The following is a 21,223-nucleotide window of genomic DNA, read 5'->3' as shown; positions in this document are numbered from 1 at the left end:
TTTACTCCTTAACTTTGCTGATTGAATTCGGCTAAACGGCGGTTAATTTCGTCATCAAGGCTTAAGAAATCGATTTCTTGAGCTAATTTCTCGCTATAGTTCTCGCTTAATTCACTATAGGCGTTTTCTTTTCGATAACGGTTGTTAATCGCTTCATTGGCATCATCAAAGCGATCGCGGGAGGTATTGAGGTTGAGACTACTATCAAATTCGTTTATTTTGCCTAAAGCCTCATTCATGGAACTAATCGCTTTTAAGTTGCTCATTTCTAACTTATAATGCTCGATTTTTTCCTGCTCTTTACGAAGTTTTTCCTTAGCATCAATGACCACTTTTTCGGCATTATCGACCCGATCTTTCATGGCGGGTAGAATTTTTTCTAGGGAGAGAACCTTAACCATAGCTTGTCTTGCCGCTTCTTGAAGGCCTTTTTTTTGAGCGGTGACAGCCTGCTGCAAGTAGTTTGTGTGTTCCTGTTTTTTTGCCTCGTATTGTGCTTGGGCTGATTGCTGGGCCGCTACTACTTGCGCCACCGATTCTGTCAATTCCGCTAGGGATTTTTGCATCGATTCTAGAGATTCTCTGGCCGATTCTACGGCAATTTTGCCGCCGGATTCGATGGGAATACCCCACAACCAATTCCAGATCGCAACGAGAGAATTTCCTGCCTTATCACCGATCAGCCAAAAAATCAAGGCTTTTGGGGTTAATTTTTTTGACAATTTCATGCCGTCTGTCTCCTAGAGGTATTACCTGTTAATTAGGAGTGATGGTCAACTTTAATGCAGTGGATAAGGTTAAGTTTTGTAAAAAGTCTTGACAAGGATAGGAAGGTTTAGACTGGACCGGCAGATTTAATGGGAGCGAGGGGGACAAATCGACCCTTTTTGACCTGTAGAATCAAGTAGCGGCGATCGTCAGGATTATTATTCATGTTGCGGACACCATTCTCATCGAATCTAACAGTGCCAGTCATTCCTTCAATAGAAAAATCGTTTCTTAAAACTTGATTTAACAATTCTCGATCGAATTTTTGTCCTTGTTGGGATAACTGTCGCAAAGCGGTGAGGATAACTTTGGTCGCATCGTAGGCCATGGGAGTGCGCCAAACATTGATCTTATTTTGCCAAAAACTGTGGATATAATTATCTTGTTTGAGATCATACCAAGGCACGGCGATAACTAAATTTTCTACCCCCTGTTTACCTTCTGCAAGGGTGAGATAACTTTGAAAAGTGGGGGAACCTAAAATCACTAAGTTTAACTGTTCTGCGGGACGCTGCTTAAAGATACTGACGGCTCTTTTCAGATCGTCAATATAGGGAGCAATCATTAGGATATTTACTTGATATTGAGCAATTTTTTGATAAATTTCCTGTTCATCTAAATTAATTTTTGGTTCGATATTGCAGTCAAAATCTTCATCTTTAACGAATTTTTGAAACTGCTGACCGAGAAGAATATTTCTATATTTTTGAGCGAAGTTATAATTATCCCCAGAGCGACTATCGTAACAAATTAAATTAGTGGGGTTTTGGATAATTAGCTTGTCAGTTTGTTCGCGGATATATTCACTTAAGCTTGTGGCAAAAGTTTCCAGATCGGGAACCATCTTATACACATAGCCATTACCGGAGATTTTCGGGGAAAAGCTGGTGGGAGATAGGGCAACAATTTTCCCTTGTACATAGATATCTTTGGCCGCTTCACTAGCAGCAGAAGCATTATGACCAACCACTGCTAAGATTGACGGATCTTTAACAAATTTTTCGGCTCGATCTTTGGCATCTGCGGCGCTATTATTATCATTAGCGACCACTACCTGTAGAGAGTGAAAATCGGGGTTTTTGGCCTGTTCATCGTTTAACTCCTGTTGGAATAAAGCAATACCTCGTAAAATTTCCTGAGCAATTTCTGGATTATTACCAAGAGGAACACTAGAGGCAATTTTTAAGGGATTTTTGTCTTGATAGGCCGCACGAGCGTTATTATAATAGATGCGAATCTCTGGATTATTGGGCAAGCGATCAAGGGATTGTTTAAAAAGTTGAATTGCTTGTTTATATTCTTGGTTTTTAAAAGCTTGTCTTCCCCGTTCAATAATGTTATCTTGTCGGTTTGTCTTTAATAATATTTCTTCACCTAGGCTAATTTCTGGGTATTTACTAGCATCATCGGAAAATACTCCTCCCCAATATAAAACTGATAAAGTTACCAGAATACTTAAAATAAATAACAGAGCTTGTTTCCAGCGACTAGATAGACGTAAAGGCCAACTTTGCTCATAACTATTTTGGTGATTTTCCTCCGTATTTTCAGGGGGTAAAGGTAAAATTAACGGTGGTTCTTCAGGATTTTCTATCAAACGAGGCAGTAAAGAAGAACTAGCAGCATCCTTCTCAAATTCATGTAATCTTAATTCTTGTCGAGCGCTTGTTAAGGATTCCTGTAGGGATTTATGTTCAAGAAAATTGGGAAGAAAAACTTCTAGAAATCTCAAAGCAACCCGCACAGCGATGGGTTCTTTCATAACAATAATATGCGGTACTCCGATATTAGCCAACTGACGACCAATACCTAACCCATCGCAGGAGTTACAGATAACAAGTTTTAAGCCTTTTTTAACAGCTATTTCTAGGGAATTTCTTAAATTATGTTCGGGAGATAAAGCCGTATCATTATCAATGATAAAAACTCCATCATGTCCGTCGCTACTGGTTCGACTATGACCTAAATAAACTACAATATCCCATGGATTTTTGATCAACTCATTCTGAATATTTTCCGTTGAAAGAGGAGGATCTGAACTGGGACTCAATATTTTCATAGAAACCTTATCTTGGTTTCCTAGTGCCGTTTGCAAACTGGATAAACACAGGGAATTACGCTCGTTTTCGATGTCAATATTACCCAAAATTACTAAAACATGAATCGGAGGAGTAAGGTTAATTATCGGAGGATTTCTCTGGATAGTAAGAGCAATTTCCACATCATTCCACCAATCCCGTAAAAAATTCCAACACTCCCAGGGAATTTGTTGTAAATCAAAGTGGGTAGTTTGGATAAAAAATCTTACTTCTGACTCAGTACCTATATGGAACAAGATACGATTTTGTATCGAACTCAGAGAACTGGAATTTAGCCATTCATTTAAGCTATCTTTTAAAGTTTGAGTGGCTTTTCTGAGGTTGTCTCTAGGATCACCTACCGCTGCATGGGTGATCATACTATGAGGAACGGTAATTCCTAAACTGGGTTGACTTTCTACCCAATGATAATAAGCTCGACGATAATTTTGCAAAGCGGCAGCAATGTCAAGGTTAGGGACTAATTTCCCGTCAGCAAAAGGTGCTATCAAGAGATGATTGTCACGAATTTCTAGAGTGACGGAAAATCCCGTTTCAAAACTGCCATCACCAATTTTCAGAATCACAACTCTGCTCATGTCTTTACCCTTGACATTTTCTGCTATCTCTATTAAATCCTAAACTGTTCGGTAATGCTACTGTCCCCTAAGCTTAGGTTAACATTAAAGCGATCGTCGGCATCAGCTAGAAAATAAAGCTGTAGATAGCTATCTAAGGGTTTCTCCCTTGCTCTTGCTTCTAAACCGGGGATTAATTGGCCTATTTCATCGCTAATTTGCAAAGATAAACCAGGGGGTAGCTTGGCAAAATTGTCCATGGCATAGGCACGAATTAAGACAGCAATTCTCTGGTCACTGGTCGATAAAACTCCCACCATTAAAGCGATTTTATAACCCATTAATTGACTACCCACATCGAGCATTTTACGAATAGCAGCATTGGGATAATGAGGATCAATATTCCAGAGATATTCGGCCGCTTGCCAGCGAATAGTTTCATCTTGGGTTTGATGTTGCAGTTTTGCTAAAGCTTCCTCTGGGGTTAAATGTTCCGAAAATTCCACCTCTTTTTGACTAGCATACAGTTGTCTAATTTCTCGCTGAATATCTGTCGGAGATTCTCGGCTGCTGATTTTTTCAGCAGCCAACAAAAACCCTGGATTAATTGGACGATAATTGTCGATAGTGCTGAGGATTTCCTGCCATTTCTCTGTAATAATTCCCTGTAACCATTGACTAAGTTTAGTGGGGATTATTTCTAGACGCTGCTGATAAAGTTTTTCTCGCCATTGCTGATCATTCAACAAAGCTAACCACTGCTGACAACTAATATCTAATCTCGGAGAATAGGGTGAAACTTGACCTAACTTTTTAATTAAATTTTCTGCTGTTGCTGGCGATAAATTTGCTAAAGATTCCAGTTTTTCTTGTTCACTCTCTCCCTCTAAACAACTCTGCCAAAGAATATCTAAATCATCAATAATTTGCTCACTGTCCAAATAATATTGATGGTAAATTGGATCGTATTCTGCGAGATTTTTAACATCTTTTCTGGATATAAAACCCCAGATATTGAGAAATTTTTCTGCTAAATCTACCTGCACCCCTAGATAAAAATCCGCCGCTAAATCGGGAATATCAACCCATTCTTGCTCTATTGTCAATCCCTCAATGTCAATCGCTTGACTGGGAATAGTAGTCACTTTTTTATCTTGAATTTGCCAAGTAAACCCGTTAATAAACTCCCAAAGATACTGATGGTTTTCAGGTATTATTTGAAGGGAACAATCAAGATTATCTTTCAGCCAATTGCTTAAGCATATTTGCACCAAGTAATTAATCAAAGCCTGATTTTTGGCGGTTTGATTAGAGTATTGACCGAGAATCGATCGAGCTTGTTTAATCTCTGTTTCCGAAAAAGTTAGCCAAAGGGATTTCGGGTTAATTTGTTGCAAAATATCGAGGTTGACTTTCATGGTATCTCCTAACAGATTAGATTTGAGTTAAGTAGGACTGACAAAAATATTCCAGATAAGCATCGATCTCTTGTTTTTGCCGAGATTGTAATTTAATCTCATTTAACAAAATAGGACAATCTTTGCCTTCTCTTGCACAGAGTAGCTGATAAAATTTTTTACATAATTGGGTTATTTCTCGACTAATAGTAGATGAGTGAACTCCCAATCGATTAGCGATCTGTGCTTGCGTCATCTTTTGATGATAGTAACAATATGCAATCTGTTTAACTTCATCCTCAAGAGTGATTAATAACTTATTAATATCTTCCTGGATTTCTTGCTGTTGTAGTAAATCTTTACTTGGCTTCTTGCTGGGGATATTTTCCCAAAAGTAATTGCTATTATCGTCATAATTATTAGGCTCAAATTTAGAGTAAGGAGGATCGATATGATTACGCATTATCTCCCCTATTTGATTGAGTTTTGCTTGCACTTCCTCAACGGTGAGAATAACTTGCGGTTGTAACTGCTGTAGGCGATCGATTACCTGTTGCCAATCCTCCTCTTGCCAGTTATCCAATGATCTAAGAGAAGCTTTTTTAACCTCTCGAAAACAGTTAAATATTAGCAGATGATTCTCGGTAAAGATACCCGATGTTCGTAAAACTTTTTGAATTTTATTCGCACTAAAAAGACTGACTATACCGAGATTAGTCCTGCCAATCGTTTTATACTCTCCTCGCAGAAAATTATAGAGAGTATTTCTCAATTTTTTATCTGTCCATTTTTCTAAGATTAAGCGAAAAAATCCCGGTTTGGTCTTGTTATCCTGAAAGTTACCGTAAAAATTGCGAGGATTGTTGGTGATTGCCGTAGAAAGCAAATTCAGCAAATAGTAGAAGAGGGTTTCATAATCAGCATCGATCCGATGACCGACATTTTGATAAACCCTTTGAGTTACCATACAGGAGCGATATTGTAAGAAAACCATCCAATGGGACTTGACTAATTGGTTATTAGGATCATTCTGTAACCATTGCCACAGATAAAAATACACCGCTTCATCATCGGCCACGCTTCCAGCGATCGCATTGATCGATTTTCTTAATTGTGGCACTTCGCACCAGAAAACTCGATCGCCTTCAATCGCTTTAATAGTAGTATAAAAGTACCTAACGCTCATTTCTATCACCGGCTACAGGTATCTGATATCTGATTAGGTAAAAACCGAGGATTTTCTGCAAGAGTAGCAAACAAATTGAGGGATTGCCTTGCCAAGCGCACCTCTTTCTCTGACAATAGATGAGGGACTGATGAGAAATTATCAGTTATAGTGAGACAGCCTTAGCAAACCAGTACAAGACTCATAAATTCACTCTGAGCTGCCACAAATAGCCGTCATATCAACTTCTAGGACAAAAATTAGGAATGCGAGTAACTTTTACCGAAAATCAGGGTTTTAGAAAGGAATTGAATAAACGGGTTGATGCTTATTTTACCGAAAACGGCATCCCCACCAGAGATAATTTTGCCATGTACCTGAAGACGATCACGATTTTAACCTGGGTAATTGCCGCTTGGCTATTTGTGCTTTTTGGTCCAGATATCTGGTGGCTAAAAATTATCGGTTGCATGGTTTTAGGAGGAGGATTAGCAGGGATTGGTTTTAGCATTGGTCATGATGCCAACCATGGCGGCTATTCTAGTAAGAAATGGGTTAATTCTCTCCTTGGCATGACCTACGATTATATCATCGGTGCTTCCAGTTATCTCTGGCGTTTTCGTCATAACTATCTCCATCATACCTACACCAATGTTTTAGGGTACGATGTGGAAATTCACGGCGATGGTATCGTGCGAATGACTCCCCATGCCGAGCATAAATGGTATCATCGTTATCAACATTTATTTATCCCGATTCTCTACGCTATAATTCCTATCTATTGGTCATTCTCCGATGTGCGCTCTATTCTCTTTGGTAATCGTTTTGGCGAGATTAAAATTCCCAATCCTAAACCGATCGATCTATTCGTTTTATTGAGCGGAAAAGTTGTTTATCTTTTTTGGTTTATTGGCATTCCTCTCTTAGTTGGTTATAGTCCCCTAGAAATAGCGATCGGTTTTCTCATTGCTTTTATGACCTATGGGGTGCTTGCCTGTCATGTATTTATGTTAGCTCACGTTTTGGAACCCGCCGAATTTATTCAACCCTCGGCAGCTAACCAAATCGAAGACGAATGGGCAATCTTTCAAGTGCGAACTACCGTAGATTTTGCTCCTAAAAATGCCTTTTTAAATTGGTATTTAGGGGGATTAAATTATCAAGTTGTTCACCATCTTTTCCCGCAAATTTGCCATATTCACTACCCCAAAATTGCCCCAATCTTAGCGGAAGTTTGCCAAGAATTTGGCGTTAATTATGCCGTTTATCCCACCCTGCGAGGTGCTTTAACTTATAATTATCGTTGGCTCAGACAATTAGGCAATAAACAAAGTAATTTCGATCTCAAATTAGCCAGCTAGAATCAGTTATCAGTTATCAGTTATCAGTTATCAGTTATCAGTTTTAAGTTTTAAGTTTTAAGTTTTAAGTTTTAAGTTTTAAGTGAATAGTATTAAGCGACAAGCTCGGAGCTGCCTTTTTACTGATTACTGTTGACTGTTTAATGTTTACTGATTACTGATTACGGCTCTCTTATTCTTTGTATGATAAGTTTAACTTACATTATGATCGATCAGTCTTTGTGTCCTCTGTGTCTTTGTGGTTCCTTCCACTCACTCGCTAGGAGGAATGTATCTTAGAATACATTTTACCCACCAAACCTAAGAGAGCCTGATTACTGATTACTGATTACTGATCACTGAAAAATGAACCTACCCAACTCGATTACCCTATCGCGACTCTTGGGACTGCCATTAATTTTATACTGGTTGCACCAAGGCACAGAAATCGATCGCTGGTTAAGTTTAATTATCTTTCTGATTGCTGCCAGCACCGATTGGCTCGATGGTTATCTAGCGCGAAAATTCAATCAAATCACCGAATTAGGGAAATTTCTCGATCCTTTGGTCGATAAATTGCTGGTTCTCGCTCCTCTTTTAGCTCTGATTGAAATGGATTTAATTGCTGCTTGGGGAGTATTTTTAATTCTTGCTCGGGAATTAGCGATCGCTGGTTGGCGCATTAATCCGAATTTAACAGGAAATAGCGACATAAAAGGGGCTAATTGGTGGGGAAAAAGCAAAACAGTCAGCCAAATTGTCGCTATCGCTCTCTTAATTGCTCCCTTGCCTTCTGAATATAACTTAATTTCTCAGTTCGCTTTTTGGCTATCGGTGATATTAACTTTAATTTCTGGGGTGATTTATGTCATACCCAGCCAAAAATTAACCCAAAATTGATAAAAACTTAACCATTAGCAATAAATAATACAGGAAACAAGCCTAGAAAACAGGGTTGTATTTTTTTTCTTGGTATATAATAATCGGGAGGAAGATTGTCAAACTCTTCAGATTCAAACATATCACTCAAAGGAAAAATCATGCCAACTGTAACTATATCATTCGCTAACTACTTCACCTCTCCTGTTAATTTCAGTGGTGCTGTGGATAGTTTTGTTCGTGATTGGCTGGACATCTATACTGATAGCCCCATTTCTATATCAGGACCAGGCATTACCATTACCGCCGATAATCTCACTTCCCAGGGCCTTTTATCCGACGGCCTTACTACAGCGTGGAGAATAACCAACTTCGGCCCTGCTGATAGCGCAACCCTTTCCCAGTACGGTGGAGCCTTTTCTCAGTTATTTTCCCTGCCAGCAGATAGCCTTACCTTTGTTAGAGGTGGGTCTGCCGGCACTTATCAACTAAGCGGCGGTATTGTTAACACGAAAGCGTCGGGTACGCAACAAAATGGGATCTGGAAACTCCTCGCCACCGATTCCTATTTCATCACAGGTAGTGAGCTCGACGATACTCTAACCGGTGGTAATCTAGCGGATAGCCTAAGTGGTGGAGGGGGAAACGATAGCCTAGATGGTGGCGATGGAAACGATAGCCTAACCGGCGGCGACGATGACGATGCCCTAATCGGCGGCCTAGGAAGCGACTCCCTATCTGGTGACGCGGGAAACGATAGCCTAGATGGTGGCGGCGCCAACGATACGCTACTTGGTGGCGGCGGCAACGATGCGCTACTTGGTGGCGACGGCAACGATAGCCTAGATGGTGGCGGCGCCAACGATAGACTAATCGGTGGCTTAGGAAACGATACCCTAACCGGCGGTCTTGGTGCTGATAGATTTGTGTATAATAATTCCAACGAAGGCCTTGACACCATCACCGATTTTAACGTCTCTCAGGATTTTATCCGAGTTTCTTCCGCTGGTTTCGGTGGACTGACTACCATTAACAGTACTTTGACTCCTAGCCTATTCTCGACAACCGGTCAAAATGGCACTGCCAAATTTATCTACAGTGGTGGTGTTTTATCGTTTGACTCAGACCTTACTACTAATACTAATCCTCTGACTCAAATCGCAACCCTTACTGGTTCGCCGGGCCTAACTGCAGCCAGGATTGAGGTTGTCGCCTAATCTATCCCTGTCCCTCCACTCAGGTGGGTTGGGCAGTTGTGGATTTTTGGGGAAAAACTAGGCTACCAGAAATAATCTCTGCGGGTGTGTTAGCTAGGGCTAAGACACCCTTATTACTTTAAAGCAGTTATCTTAATAGTGAGGTACAAAGTCTCTGGTTTTAGGGAACTCTGGAATAGGCAACGGGAACAGTAGCTAGGGTCTGCTGAATAAATCTAAAAACCTTGTTGGATAAGACTTTTGGACTTTTTCCCCTCAAAAAGTGCCAGCCATTGCGGGGATCGGGGGGAAAATTCCTGGACTTTTTCCCTGAAAATTAGGTAGTTGACCACCTGAAAATCGATAAAACCCCACACCCCACCTGCCCCCACCGAAAAGCTTTTTGCCGCAAACCCTAGGTAGTAGTATTGGGATTAGTTTTGTGTAGTGATTAACTGACGGTGATAATCGCCCCATAACCGGGCTGCCTGTTGACTACTGCCCGCAGTGGGAGAATTATTATCATTACCTAACCAAATGCCTGTCACCCAGTCGCGACGGGGAAGATAACCGATAAACCAGAGATCCACATAATTATTAGTGGTTCCCGTTTTACCCGCTTCTCCCATGCCAATACTGGCAGCGCCTCCTGTACCATTAGTTATCACCCCCCGCAATAAGCTATTCATTGTTTCGGCGGTTTTAGGGGAGATTACCTGCTGATTTCTCTCGCTATCGTCGCCATAGTCATAAATAACCCGACAAGTACTCAAATCCTCCACATTTTTACAGTCGGAAGCGTCGAGAATGCGTTTAATGGCGTGGGGACGATTCCAGCGCCCACCGTGGTCAAAAACCCCATAAGCGCCGGTCATTTCCAAGACATTTACCTCGCTTTGCCCTAAAATTAGCCCCGGTACGGGATTTAAAGGTGATTTCACCCCCAAACGTTCCGCCACATTGACCACATTACTTAATCCTGCCTCGCGAGCAATGCGAAGGGCAACACTATTTTCCGATCGCGCTAAACCTTGAAACATATTGACCCCCCCGCTACTACGTTCACAGGGAGAATAGGCTTGTCCTTGCCAAGAGAGTCCAGCGCAGGTATAGGTTTTATAGGGCGATATTCCCTGTTCTAGGGCGGCAGCATAAGCAAATACCTTAAAAGTGGAACCGGGTTGACGTTTAGCTTGGATAGCGCGGTTAAATTGGCTTTTTTGATAATCAACTCCCCCGACTAAAGCGAGAATTTCCCCAGTTTGACTGTTTAGGGTAACTAAAGCCCCTTGGGAGTATCGATAGCGGGGTCCTTGCTTTAGGACATTATTTTTTAAACTTTTTTCTGCGATCGCTTGCAGCCGGCGGTCTAAACTGGTTTCAACGATAAAATTGCCCTCTTTGGCCACTTCTTCGCCTAAAAGGTCCTGTAATTCCTCGAAAACGTAACTATAAAAATATGGTGCAATCGTACTAGATAGGGATTTTTTGGCTTGGGGACTGATTTCAATGCGAGATCTGCGGGCGCTGGCCGCCGCTTCCGGGGAAATCATGCCTAATTGGGCCATGCGATCGATGACACGATTGCGTAATTGTACGGAAGTGTCGTAATCTTGAATGGGATTAAATCGATTCGGGGCGGGTAACATAGCCACAAGAGTAGCAGCCTCGGAGATATCTAAATCTCTGGCGGATTTATCGAAATAAAAGCGGGCCGCGTCTTCAAAACCGTAACCGGCCAGACCGAGATAAACTCGATTGAGATAGGTTTTGAGAATTGTATCCTTACTATAGACCGCTTCTAATTGTAAAGCGACCACAGCCTCCCGGAGTTTGCGATCGGCAGTATTTTGGCGACCGACTTCGGGGAATAAACTACGCGCTAACTGTTGAGTCAGGGTACTGGCCCCTTGACGAATGCCCCGACCTTGCCAATTAATCATAACAGCCCGGACAATCCCCAAAGGATCAACGCCAAAATGCCAGTAAAAACGACTATCTTCGGAAGCGACAACCGCCTTGGGCAAATAGGGTGAAAAATCCCCCAGATTATCTAATTCTTGGTGAGTTTCCTGTCGAATGGGATTGAGGGGAGTTTGACCATCCCTAGGGTAAACCACCACCGGACCGCTCACCCCGGAAGGGAGTGGATAAACATTAACTTTGCGACTTTCCCAGATAACCGCTAAAACTAATAAACCGAAAATACCCCCCGCACCATAGAAACCATAGCGCAAAAGTCTCGCCCACAGGGGAGGGGGACAGTAATAGGGGGAGGCGGGGCTGAGTACTTCCAACCAGCTGAATCCGGGCAATTGTGTAGTTTTTATAGCAATTGTGTAGTTTTTATAGCAATTGTGTAGTTTTTATAAAAGATGAGGGGTATGGCAAACATTTCCCTATCCCGATAGCTTACAATTAATCCTAATATGCTAAAGATTTCATGAAATTCTTATCGCTTCCCCAATTTTGGGGATTGGTAAAATACCGTCAATTGTGAATATTTGATGTATGAGTTTTGATTTCTTGATGCCAAAGCAGATCGCCTTACCTTAGGTTAGAGTTTTCTTAGAACGCCCTAACAAGGTGGCTATCTTGCGACCTTGGTTTCTACTTTTATCGATACGGCATCTGCAACGGTGTAAACCGAACCGGCGAAGCGGTATCAATGTCCTAGGGATGTAAAATCCATCTACTTTTCACCTTCTAAGCAAACCGCTTGAGTCCAGTCCCTATAGTCCCCCTTTTGGGGGGACGGCGACAGGTGGGGGGTAGGTAACTCGACTGATCACATCACTTAACTTCAGTAGTCGCCACTGGTCACTCTAGTCTGGCCCCAGCCGGAGGGTAAGCCTACCTTGCTGATGGGTTGATTTAATATTCAAGACTGAGTCCCGTGCATGGCCTCGATCACCTTCACCTGTATCTTTAGAGAAAAAAAAACATGGCAACTCATGCTGGCGGCACTGGCAATGACAACATCGTCATTAAGAACCGCACCCCATTAGTCACTGGCTACAACATCACCGCCACATCCGGCTCAGTCACTCCCAATGGCAACTTTTCTGATACCACGCTGACCGTCAACGCCGGCGATGGCAATGACACGATCAGCGCAGCCGGGCTGACCACTGCCTCCGGCGTTACCAGCATCATCCTCAACGGTGAGGGGGGCAATGACACCATTACCGGTGGCGCTGGCAATGACTCTATTACCGGTGGGGATGGCAAAGACAGCCTCAATGGTGGGGCTGGCAATGACAGCCTCAATGGTGGGGCTGACAATGACACCCTCTTGGGTTTCGATGGCAATGACTTCATCGAGGGTGGGGATGGTGATGACCTCCTCAACGGTGGCACTACGCAGACATTTGGTGCATTAAACAATGACACCATCCTTGGCGGGGCTGGCAATGACCGTATCCTTCCTGGGTTTGGCAATGACTCGGTCGATGGTGGGGATGGTGATGACACGATCACTGACGGTGATGGCAATGATACCCTCTTTGGTGGGGATGGCAATGACTACATCATCGATGGGTTTGGCAATAACGTCATCGATGGTGGGGCTGGCGATGACATCCTCGGTGGTGGGGATACCAGCAATAGCACCCTCAATGGTGGGGATGGCAATGACGAGATCTACGGAAGAGCTGCCGCTGAAAACCTCAACGGTGGGGCTGGTATTGACCTTCTCAGCTATAGCAACTCTTTTAATGGTGTTAGTGTTAGTGTCAACCTCGCCACCGGTGCCGTATCGGGGTTTGCTGCAGGCGACACCATTGCTGGCTTTGAAAACTTGGATGGCACCAATTATAACGATACCCTGACTGGCGACGGTGGGGCAAATATCATCTATGGTGGCCTTGGCAATGACATCCTCGCTGGTGGGGGTGGCAATGACACCCTCTTTGGTGCGTTTGGGTTTGAGGAAGATACGGCGACTGGCGATGACACCATCTCTGGTGAGGCTGGCAATGACTTCATCGACGGTCAGGATGGCAACGACACCATTGATGGTGGCACTGACGATGACAGCATTCTTGGTGGGGCTGGCGATGACACGATCGATGGTGGGGCTGGTGCTGACAGCCTCGACGGTGGGGCTGGTGCTGACAGCCTTTCCTATGCCAGTTCTGGAGCGGCTGTTAGCGTCAACCTCGCCACCAGTGCCGGCTCTGGTGGGGATGCTGCGGGCGACATCATTAGTAACTTTGAAAACCTCACCGGCTCCGCTTTTGCCGATACCCTGACTGGCGACGGCAATGCCAATACCATCAACGGTGGCGCTGGCAATGACACGATCGAGGGTGGGGCTGGTGCTGACAGCCTCGACGGTGGGGCTGACAATGACACCCTTTCCTATGCCAACTCTGCATCCGCTGTTAGCGTCAACCTCGCCACCAGTGCCGGCTCTGGTGGGGATGCTGCGGGCGACATCATTAGTAACTTTGAAAACCTCACCGGCTCCGCTTTTGCCGATAACCTGACTGGTAGCACTGGTGCCAATGTCATCCTTGGTCTTGCTGGCAATGACACGATCGAGGGTGGGGCCGGTGCTGACAGCCTCGACGGTGGGGCTGACAATGACACCCTTTCCTATGCCGCTTCTACAGCCGGTGTTAATGTCAACCTCGCCACCGGTACCGTATCCGGTGGGGATGCTGCGGGCGACATCATTAGTAACTTTGAAAACCTCACCGGCTCTGGTTTTACCGATAACCTGACTGGTAGCAGCGTTGCCAATGTCATCTTTGGTGACGCTGGCAATGACACGATCAACGGTGGGGCTGGTGCTGACACCCTCAACGGTGGGGCTGACACTGACACCCTTTCCTATGCCGGTTCTACAGCCGGTGTTAATGTCAACCTCGCCACCAGTGTCGTATCTGGTGGGGATGCTGCGGGCGACATCATTGCTGGCTTTGAAAACCTAACTGGCTCCGGTTCTGCCGATACCCTGACCGGTAGCAGCGTTGCCAATGTCATCTTTGGTGACGCTGGCAATGACTCCCTACTTGGTGGGGATGGCAATGACTCCCTTCTTGGTGGGAATGGCGGTGACAGGATCAACGGTGGGACGGGCTCAGATTCCCTGACAGGTGGGGCTAATGCGGACAGATTTGTCCAGGGAACCGCGGACAGTACTGCGCCAACAGCTATATCTGCTGCTGGTAATTTTACGGTTGGTATGACCATCACTTTCGGCAATAGCTTAGATATCATTACAGACTTTGTTGCAGGTGGAGGTGCAGCAGGAGAATTCCTTGACATTCAAGGTAGCGGCGTATTACCGACATCGGCGCTTGGCCTTTCTCCTGATGCTCTGGCTAGTAGTACGAACTACCGCCTCTCTGGCACCTTTAGTAGTAATGTCTTCACCATTGCCGCTAATGGGGCTGCTGGCTCATCTACACTGATTATTCAAGGTCTTGGGGGTCTTTTTTCAGCCAATGCTTCCTCAGTTCTTTTGAGTGGGGTTGACTCTGATAATCTGTTGACCGCTAACTTTGTTTAACTTCATCTCCCCAATGAAGTAGTCCAGTTGGGTGGGTTAGCGGTAGCGCAACCCACCCAATTTTGATTAGATGGGAAGAAGAATTAACAAACCTAATCTTTGTGTCCTTTGTGTCTTTGTGGTTGATTCCACTAATCTTAAGGATAGACCGTTAAAATGGGTCTGAGCTTCAGAACTATTGGCATTAGTTTTGTGTAGTGATTAACTGACGGTGATAATCGCCCCATAACCGGGCTGCCTGTTGACTACTGCCCGCAGTGGGAGAATTATTATCATTACCTAACCAAATGCCTGTCACCCAGTCGCGACGGGGAAGATAACCGATAAACCAGAGGTCCACATAATTATCCGTAGTTCCCGTTTTACCCGCTTCTCCCATGCCAATACTAGCAGCGCCTCCTGTACCATTAGTTATCACCCCCCGCAATAAACTATTCATCGTTTCGGCGGTTTTAGGGGAGATTACCTGCTGATTTCTATCGCTATCGTCGCCATAGTCATAAATAACCCGACAAGTACTCAAATCCTCCACATTTTTACAGTCGGAAGCGTCGAGAATGCGTTTAATGGCGTGGGGACGATTCCAGCGCCCGCCATGGTCAAAAACCGCATAAGCGCCGGTCATTTCCAAGACATTTACCTCGCTTTGCCCTAAAATTAGCCCCGGTACGGGATTTAAAGGTGATTTCACCCCCAAACGTTCCGCCACATTGACCACATTACTTAATCCTGCCTCGCGAGCAATGCGAAGGGCAACACTATTTTCCGATCGCGCTAAACCTTGAAACATATTGACCCCCCCGCTACTACGTTCACAGGGAGAATAGGCTTGTCCTTGCCAAGAGAGTCCAGCGCAGGTATAGGTTTTATAGGGCGATATTCCCTGTTCTAGGGCGGCAGCATAAGCAAATACCTTAAAAGTGGAACCGGGTTGACGTTTAGCTTGGATAGCGCGGTTAAATTGGCTTTTTTGATAATCAACTCCCCCGACTAAAGCGAGAATTTCCCCAGTTTGACTGTTTAGGGTAACTAAAGCCCCTTGGGAGTATCGATAGCGGGGTCCTTGCTTTAGGACATTATTTTTTAAACTTTTTTCTGCGATCGCTTGCAGCCGGCGGTCTAAACTGGTTTCAACGATAAAATTGCCCTCTTTGGCCACTTCTTCGCCTAAAAGGTCCTGTAATTCCTCGAAAACGTAACTATAAAAATATGGTGCAATCGTACTAGATAGGGATTTTTTGGCTTGGGGACTGATTTCAATGCGAGATCTGCGGGCGCTGGCCGCCGCTTCCGGGGAAATCATGCCTAATTGGGCCATGCGATCGATGACACGATTGCGTAATTGTACGGAAGTGTCGTAATCTTGAATGGGATTAAATCGATTCGGGGCGGGTAACATAGCCACAAGAGTAGCAGCCTCGGAGATATCTAAATCTCTGGCGGATTTATCGAAATAAAAGCGGGCCGCGTCTTCAAAACCGTAACCGGCCAGACCGAGATAAACTCGATTGAGATAGGTTTTGAGAATTGTATCCTTACTATAGACCGCTTCTAATTGTAAAGCGACCACAGCCTCCCGGAGTTTGCGATCGGCAGTATTTTGGCGACCGACTTCGGGGAATAAACTACGCGCTAACTGTTGAGTCAGGGTGCTGGCCCCTTGACGAATGCCCCGACCTTGCCAATTAATCATAACAGCCCGAACAATCCCCAAAGGATCAACCCCAAAATGCCAGTAAAAACGACTATCTTCGGAAGCGACAACCGCCTTGGGCAAATAGGGAGAAAAATCGCCCAGATTATCTAATTCTCGGTGAGTTTCCTGTCGAATGGGATTGAGGGGAGTTTGACCATCCCTAGGGTAAACCACCACCGGACCGCTCACCCCGGAAGGGAGTGGATAAACATTAACTTTGCGACTTTCCCAGATAACCGCTAAAACTAATAAACCGAAAATACCCCCCGCACCATAGAAACCATAGCGCAAAAGTCGCGCCCACAGGGGAGGGGGACAGTAGTAGGAGATGGTGACACAATTGGCTAAGTCTGGGGGGGCCAGGGTAAAGATATCACCATGACGCAGGGAAAGGCTTTTGAGACGACGTTTACCCATATAAACCCCGTTGGTGGAGTTTTCATCTGTGAGCAGGAAATTATGGGGATTTTTCGGGTCACGCTGCAGGGAACAATGAATCTGACTCACCACAGTGTTACGGATAGTAATATCACAGGAACTGGAACTACGACCCAACAAATAGCGATCGCCGATAAGGGGATATTTGCTTTCCCCGCTGCCATTCTCGTTTTTAAGGCGTAATTCGGGAACTCTCGCCCCTTTTTTGAGATTTACCGCCTGAAAATTCACCTTTCCTTGCAATTTCTGCACGGCAACGGTGACAAGTTGACTAATTTGGGTTTTCGGCGACTGCTTAGACATAGTTTTTATCAGTTATCAGCTTCTGAAGGCAAGAGGCAAGTGGGGAAGTGGGGAAGTGGGGAGTGGGGAATTTCAACTAAAACCCCAACACCCTAACACCCCCCGCAACGCGCACGCAGTGACCACCCTAACACCCCATCACCCCAACACCCTAAAACCCTAACACCCTAAAACCCTAACACCCCAATTCATACCCAATATCCCTAAATTGACATTTTAGCCTCTAAAGCTTTGAGGTATTCCGTATTGACTCCCGACTCGCGAATCAGAGCAATTTTACCGGTACGGGCCACCTCGCGAACGCCAAATTTATTCAGCATTTGCATAATCGCCACCATTTTACCCGGATCCCCCACCACTTCGATGGTCAGGGTTTCCTCGGAAATATCCACAATCCGCGCCCGGAATACCTGCGCTAATTCGATCACTTCGGCCCGGCGCTCGGCGGTAGCATTAACTTTAATCAGCATTAATTCCCTTTCCACACAGGGGGTTTGGGTGATATCCTGCACCTTGAGGACGTTAATTAATTTGTAAAGTTGTTTGGTTAACTGTTCGATGCTGTCCTCATCTCCTGGTACTACCATCGTAATGCGAGAAACTCCCATTTGTTCAGCCGGACCCACGGCCAGACTTTCAATATTAAAGCCCCGACGGGCAAACAATCCAGCAATACGGGTTAAGACTCCCGCTTCATCTTCAACTAATACGGATAATGTGTGTTTCATGGCGATCTATCTACACAACCTAGATTTAACCATTGTAAGACAGGAGACAAGGCCAGAACAGTTTGTCTTCTCTGAGCTATTTGGGTAGAAACCTCTACTCTGTCAAATTAAATCCACTCTTCTTCATCCGCTTTGTTTACCTCCCGATCTTCGTTTTCATCCTGAGCAGGGGGCATAATAATCCGATAATTGACATCGTAAACTTGATCGGCCTTTTCCCCGCGAGTCTGTTTGGCCGTGCGGTAACTATAGGAATAAACTGAGCCAGTTTGAGAACTGTCCTCTGGAGGCTTGACAAAATTCGCTTTTTCCTCATCGGCAACCCTAGGCGGAAATTCTTCCCGATCCTGAATGGTCGTCGGTTTTTCGGGGGGTGTATCAAAATTCCAATCATCACCGCTATCTCTTTCCCAATCGTTACCCCGTGCAGACGGAGTAGTATCCTGAATATAGGTAGGTCGGGGAGATGGGGGTGGGACTGTAGGATTATTCGCTATACGAGGGGAAGCTTTTGGGGCAGCCAAAGGACGACCAAAACTATAGAGAAATTGCAGGGTTAAACCACTGATAATTCCCACTAGGGTGAAAAGTAACACCCAGACAGCTAGGGGCAGTTTTACCGTCATAATACCGCCAAAAAAGACCAAAGTGATCACCCCCAGATTCTGCCAGATCAGTAATCCGCCCATAGCGATCGCAAATAAGACCATAATCCAGCCCATTTTTACCTCCCTTGATTCAGTGATCAGTGATCAGTAAACAGTGATCAGTAAACAGTGATCAGTAAACAGTAAACAGGTATAAAGATAAAGATAACTAACTAACTAATTAACTTAAAACTTACATCTGATAACTGATAACTTACCCACTGATAACTGATAACTGATAAGCTAAACGGCGCTTAACCTGCATGATCCAATAGCTATAACCCTTTTGGAGTCTATATCGGTGATCCGAAGTAAAAGCCGTTTAGCTTAACTTACCCACTGATAACTGATAACTGATAACTGATAACTTACCCACTGATAACTGATAACTTACCCACTGATAACTGATAACTGATAACTGATAACTTACCCACTGATAACTGATAACTTACCCACTGATAACTGATAACTGATAACTGATAACTGTTAATGTCCTTGCCAGCGATTAATGGCCACACAATCGATATCTAACTGATCGAGGGTACGAGCGATGACAAAATCGACCAAATCCTCGATCGATTGGGGATGGTGATACCATGCCGGTATTGCTGGCACGATTCTAACGCCCGCCTCGGCTAAAGTGGTTAAATTACGCAGATGAATTAAACTCAAGGGGGTTTCTCGCGGCACTACAACCAATTTTCTGCCCTCCTTCATCTGCACATCGGCCGCCCTTTCTAGCAAATCGGAACTTAACCCCCCCGCTAATTTGGCCACTGTACTCATGCTACAGGGAATAATTACCATACCAAGGGTGCGATAGGAACCACTGGCGATCGTTGCCCCCACATCGCCCCAACGATGACAGCGTAGTTTTCCCCCCTCCATCACCCCGCATTGGCCGCGCCAAAATTGTTCTTGTAGCTCCGGTTCTGGCGGCATCCGCATATTATCTTCCGCTTGCCAGACAGTGTAAGCTGATTTGGAGGCCACTAGATCGATCGTGTAGTCGGCTAAAAGTAGATATTTGAGAGTACGGACGGCATAAATCAGTCCTGATGCCCCTGTAACACCCAAAATTAGCGGTTTAGATAATTCCTTCAAGCTCTAATTCCTCGATCAATTGTAATCCTCTCGGGTCGCCCACTTTTAATAAAGCACCCCTAGCATCCTCCTTGACACCTAAATCCTCATCTTCCACCAAGGCCTCGATCAAAGCATCGATCGCCGTGGCATAAATCACATTTAAGGGCAATTCTCGGCATAATTGACCGATTGACCAGGCGCAATTACTCCGCACTGCGGCGATTAAATCTCGGCGCAATCCTTCGATTAAAGGCGGCAAGACGGTGATGATATCTTCATAATTGACCTTGGCAATCTGGGCCAAACTACTGGCGGCCCATAATCGCACCGCCGAAATATCAGTTTTAAGAGCATGAACCAAAGGCTCGATCGCTCGGCGATCACCACAGTTACCCAGGGCCCAAACTACTCCTTTTCTGACGTAACCATTCCAATCTCTGGCCAGTAAATCGATTAAGGGTTCCACAGAGTTAAGACTGGGATTTCTGCCCAAAGCGTAGGCGACACTGACACGCACTAGGGGACAGACATCGTTTAACATTTCTAGTAACGGGGCGATCGCTCTTTCATCACGCAATTCACAAAAGGCGCGGGCGGCGATCATTCTCTCGCTGACATGAGCAGAAGTAAGCAATGACAGCATTTCCTCTGGATCGGGGGGGATTTCCGCTGCTTGATCCAGAGCGCTCCCATCGAGAGGATTATTTAAGGAGTTGCTAGAGTCTAGGATTTCATTGTCGTACATACTTGTTAGATTATCTCAATCCCTGACCGCTTACGTCAAGTTAAAAATAGACGTGCGAAACGTTTAGGCATGAAATAGGGCTGAAATACCTGAAATAACCGACTAGTAAGGTCTTCAGTCCCCTAACTGAATCTAAGAGGTCAACCCTGACCAACCTTATAACTGTTTATATGTCCCGACGTTTAGTATCACCCGATACCAAACTAGGCAAGGGGACTCAAGGTCAATACACTTGTAATAAATGTGCGAAACGTTTAGGCATGAAATAGGGCTGAAATGCCCGAAATAACCGCCTAGTAAGGTCTTCAGTCCCCTGACTGAATCTAAGAGGTCAACCCTGACCACCTTATAACTGTTTATATGTCCCGACGTTTAGTATCACCCGATACCAAACTAGGCAAGGGGACTCAAGGTCAATACACTTGTAATAAATGTGCGAAACGTTTAGGCATGAAATAGGGCTGAAATGCCCGAAATAACCGCCTAGTAAGGTCTTCAGTCCCCTGACTGAATCTAAGAGGTCAACCCTGACCACCTTATAACTGTTTATATGTCCCGACGTTTAGTATCACCCGATACCAAACTAGGCAAGGGGACTCAAGGTCAATACACTTGTAATAAATGTGCGAAACGTTTAGGCATGAAATAGGGCTGAAATGCC

At 44.7% G+C, this 21,223-nt stretch carries 13 protein-coding genes and 1 pseudogene; 4 read left to right on the top strand and 10 right to left on the bottom strand.

The genetic code is table 11. The features are described 5' to 3' along the window. Window positions 1-8 precede the first annotated feature (8 nt). The 4 genes from H6F92_RS09040 to H6F92_RS09025 all read right to left on the bottom strand — a co-directional run bounded on the left by H6F92_RS09040 (window position 9) and on the right by H6F92_RS09025 (window position 6,007). Window positions 9-728 carry a PspA/IM30 family protein gene (locus H6F92_RS09040; RefSeq protein ID WP_190357598.1) on the bottom strand — a complete coding sequence of 240 codons (720 nt, stop codon included), beginning with the start codon at window positions 726-728 and terminating at the stop codon, window positions 9-11. 107 nt (window positions 729-835) lie between these two features. Further along, window positions 836-3,445, bottom strand: coding sequence for an ABC transporter substrate-binding protein (locus H6F92_RS09035; RefSeq protein WP_190357597.1), 2,610 nt, complete (start codon window positions 3,443-3,445; stop codon window positions 836-838). A 32-nt stretch (window positions 3,446-3,477) separates the two neighbouring features. Next, entirely contained in the window at window positions 3,478-4,842 is a 1,365-nt protein-coding gene (locus H6F92_RS09030) for a DUF1822 family protein (protein ID WP_190357596.1), read from the bottom strand. A gap of 16 nt (window positions 4,843-4,858) precedes the next feature. After that, window positions 4,859-6,007 (bottom strand): helix-turn-helix domain-containing protein, encoded by a 1,149-nt coding sequence (locus tag H6F92_RS09025; protein ID WP_190357595.1) that lies wholly within the window; start codon window positions 6,005-6,007, stop codon window positions 4,859-4,861. Window positions 6,008-6,252: 245 nt separating this feature from the next. Here H6F92_RS09025 and H6F92_RS09020 point away from each other — a divergent pair, with 245 nt between their 5' ends. The 3 genes from H6F92_RS09020 (at window position 6,253) to H6F92_RS26545 (ending at window position 9,422) form a co-directional block, all read left to right on the top strand. Continuing rightward, window positions 6,253-7,347 (top strand): fatty acid desaturase family protein, encoded by a 1,095-nt coding sequence (locus H6F92_RS09020; RefSeq protein ID WP_190357594.1) that lies wholly within the window; start codon window positions 6,253-6,255, stop codon window positions 7,345-7,347. Between the two features lie 345 nt (window positions 7,348-7,692). Beyond that, entirely contained in the window at window positions 7,693-8,226 is a 534-nt protein-coding gene (gene pgsA, locus H6F92_RS09015; RefSeq protein WP_190357593.1) for a CDP-diacylglycerol--glycerol-3-phosphate 3-phosphatidyltransferase, read from the top strand. Between the two features lie 140 nt (window positions 8,227-8,366). Next, window positions 8,367-9,422 carry a calcium-binding protein gene (locus H6F92_RS26545; protein WP_190357592.1) on the top strand — a complete coding sequence of 352 codons (1,056 nt, stop codon included), beginning with the start codon at window positions 8,367-8,369 and terminating at the stop codon, window positions 9,420-9,422. Window positions 9,423-9,835: 413 nt separating this feature from the next. Here the strand turns inward: H6F92_RS26545 and H6F92_RS09005 are convergent. Then, window positions 9,836-11,671 (bottom strand): annotated as a pseudogene (locus H6F92_RS09005) (transglycosylase domain-containing protein); the annotation flags it as partial. A 674-nt stretch (window positions 11,672-12,345) separates the two neighbouring features. On the opposite strand from H6F92_RS09005, the gene H6F92_RS09000 reads away from it, so the two are divergent. Continuing rightward, the gene (locus H6F92_RS09000) at window positions 12,346-14,919 is read left to right on the top strand and encodes a beta strand repeat-containing protein (RefSeq protein ID WP_190357591.1); all 2,574 of its coding nucleotides are present in this window, start codon (window positions 12,346-12,348) and stop codon (window positions 14,917-14,919) included. Between the two features lie 184 nt (window positions 14,920-15,103). On the opposite strand, the gene H6F92_RS08995 is transcribed toward H6F92_RS09000, so the two are convergent. The 5 genes from H6F92_RS08995 to H6F92_RS08975 form a co-directional block, all read right to left on the bottom strand. Then, window positions 15,104-17,356, bottom strand: coding sequence for a PBP1A family penicillin-binding protein (locus H6F92_RS08995; protein ID WP_190357590.1), 2,253 nt, complete (start codon window positions 17,354-17,356; stop codon window positions 15,104-15,106). 203 nt (window positions 17,357-17,559) lie between these two features. Beyond that, window positions 17,560-18,084, bottom strand: coding sequence for an acetolactate synthase small subunit (gene ilvN, locus H6F92_RS08990; RefSeq protein WP_002732118.1), 525 nt, complete (start codon window positions 18,082-18,084; stop codon window positions 17,560-17,562). Between the two features lie 107 nt (window positions 18,085-18,191). Beyond that, window positions 18,192-18,806: a LapA family protein gene (locus tag H6F92_RS08985; protein ID WP_190357589.1), complete on the bottom strand. Its 615-nt coding sequence runs from the start codon at window positions 18,804-18,806 to the stop codon at window positions 18,192-18,194. A 411-nt stretch (window positions 18,807-19,217) separates the two neighbouring features. Beyond that, entirely contained in the window at window positions 19,218-19,835 is a 618-nt protein-coding gene (locus tag H6F92_RS08980) for a flavin prenyltransferase UbiX (RefSeq protein ID WP_190357588.1), read from the bottom strand. Then, window positions 19,819-20,562 (bottom strand): HEAT repeat domain-containing protein, encoded by a 744-nt coding sequence (locus H6F92_RS08975; protein ID WP_190357587.1) that lies wholly within the window; start codon window positions 20,560-20,562, stop codon window positions 19,819-19,821. The genes H6F92_RS08980 and H6F92_RS08975 overlap by 17 nt, the downstream gene beginning before the upstream one ends. Window positions 20,563-21,223 lie beyond the last annotated feature (661 nt).

This window comes from Microcystis wesenbergii FACHB-1317 (assembly GCF_014696875.1).
In the GTDB taxonomy this organism is placed as follows: Bacteria; Cyanobacteriota; Cyanobacteriia; order Cyanobacteriales; family Microcystaceae; genus Microcystis; species Microcystis wesenbergii_A.
This window is presented reverse-complemented; position numbering and strand designations above follow the sequence as displayed.

Coding starts and splice junctions, on each gene's coding strand:
- H6F92_RS09020 (WP_190357594.1), top strand. CDS start 6,253: ATGCGAGTAACTTTTACCGAAAATCAGGGTTTTAGAAAGGAATTGAAT.
- H6F92_RS26545 (WP_190357592.1), top strand. CDS start 8,367: ATGCCAACTGTAACTATATCATTCGCTAACTACTTCACCTCTCCTGTT.
- H6F92_RS08985 (WP_190357589.1), bottom strand. CDS start 18,806: ATGGGCTGGATTATGGTCTTATTTGCGATCGCTATGGGCGGATTACTG.
- H6F92_RS08975 (WP_190357587.1), bottom strand. CDS start 20,562: ATGTACGACAATGAAATCCTAGACTCTAGCAACTCCTTAAATAATCCT.
- H6F92_RS09025 (WP_190357595.1), bottom strand. CDS start 6,007: ATGAGCGTTAGGTACTTTTATACTACTATTAAAGCGATTGAAGGCGAT.
- H6F92_RS09040 (WP_190357598.1), bottom strand. CDS start 728: ATGAAATTGTCAAAAAAATTAACCCCAAAAGCCTTGATTTTTTGGCTG.
- H6F92_RS09030 (WP_190357596.1), bottom strand. CDS start 4,842: ATGAAAGTCAACCTCGATATTTTGCAACAAATTAACCCGAAATCCCTT.
- H6F92_RS09035 (WP_190357597.1), bottom strand. CDS start 3,445: ATGAGCAGAGTTGTGATTCTGAAAATTGGTGATGGCAGTTTTGAAACG.
- pgsA (WP_190357593.1), top strand. CDS start 7,693: ATGAACCTACCCAACTCGATTACCCTATCGCGACTCTTGGGACTGCCA.
- H6F92_RS09000 (WP_190357591.1), top strand. CDS start 12,346: ATGGCAACTCATGCTGGCGGCACTGGCAATGACAACATCGTCATTAAG.
- H6F92_RS08995 (WP_190357590.1), bottom strand. CDS start 17,356: ATGTCTAAGCAGTCGCCGAAAACCCAAATTAGTCAACTTGTCACCGTT.
- ilvN (WP_002732118.1), bottom strand. CDS start 18,084: ATGAAACACACATTATCCGTATTAGTTGAAGATGAAGCGGGAGTCTTA.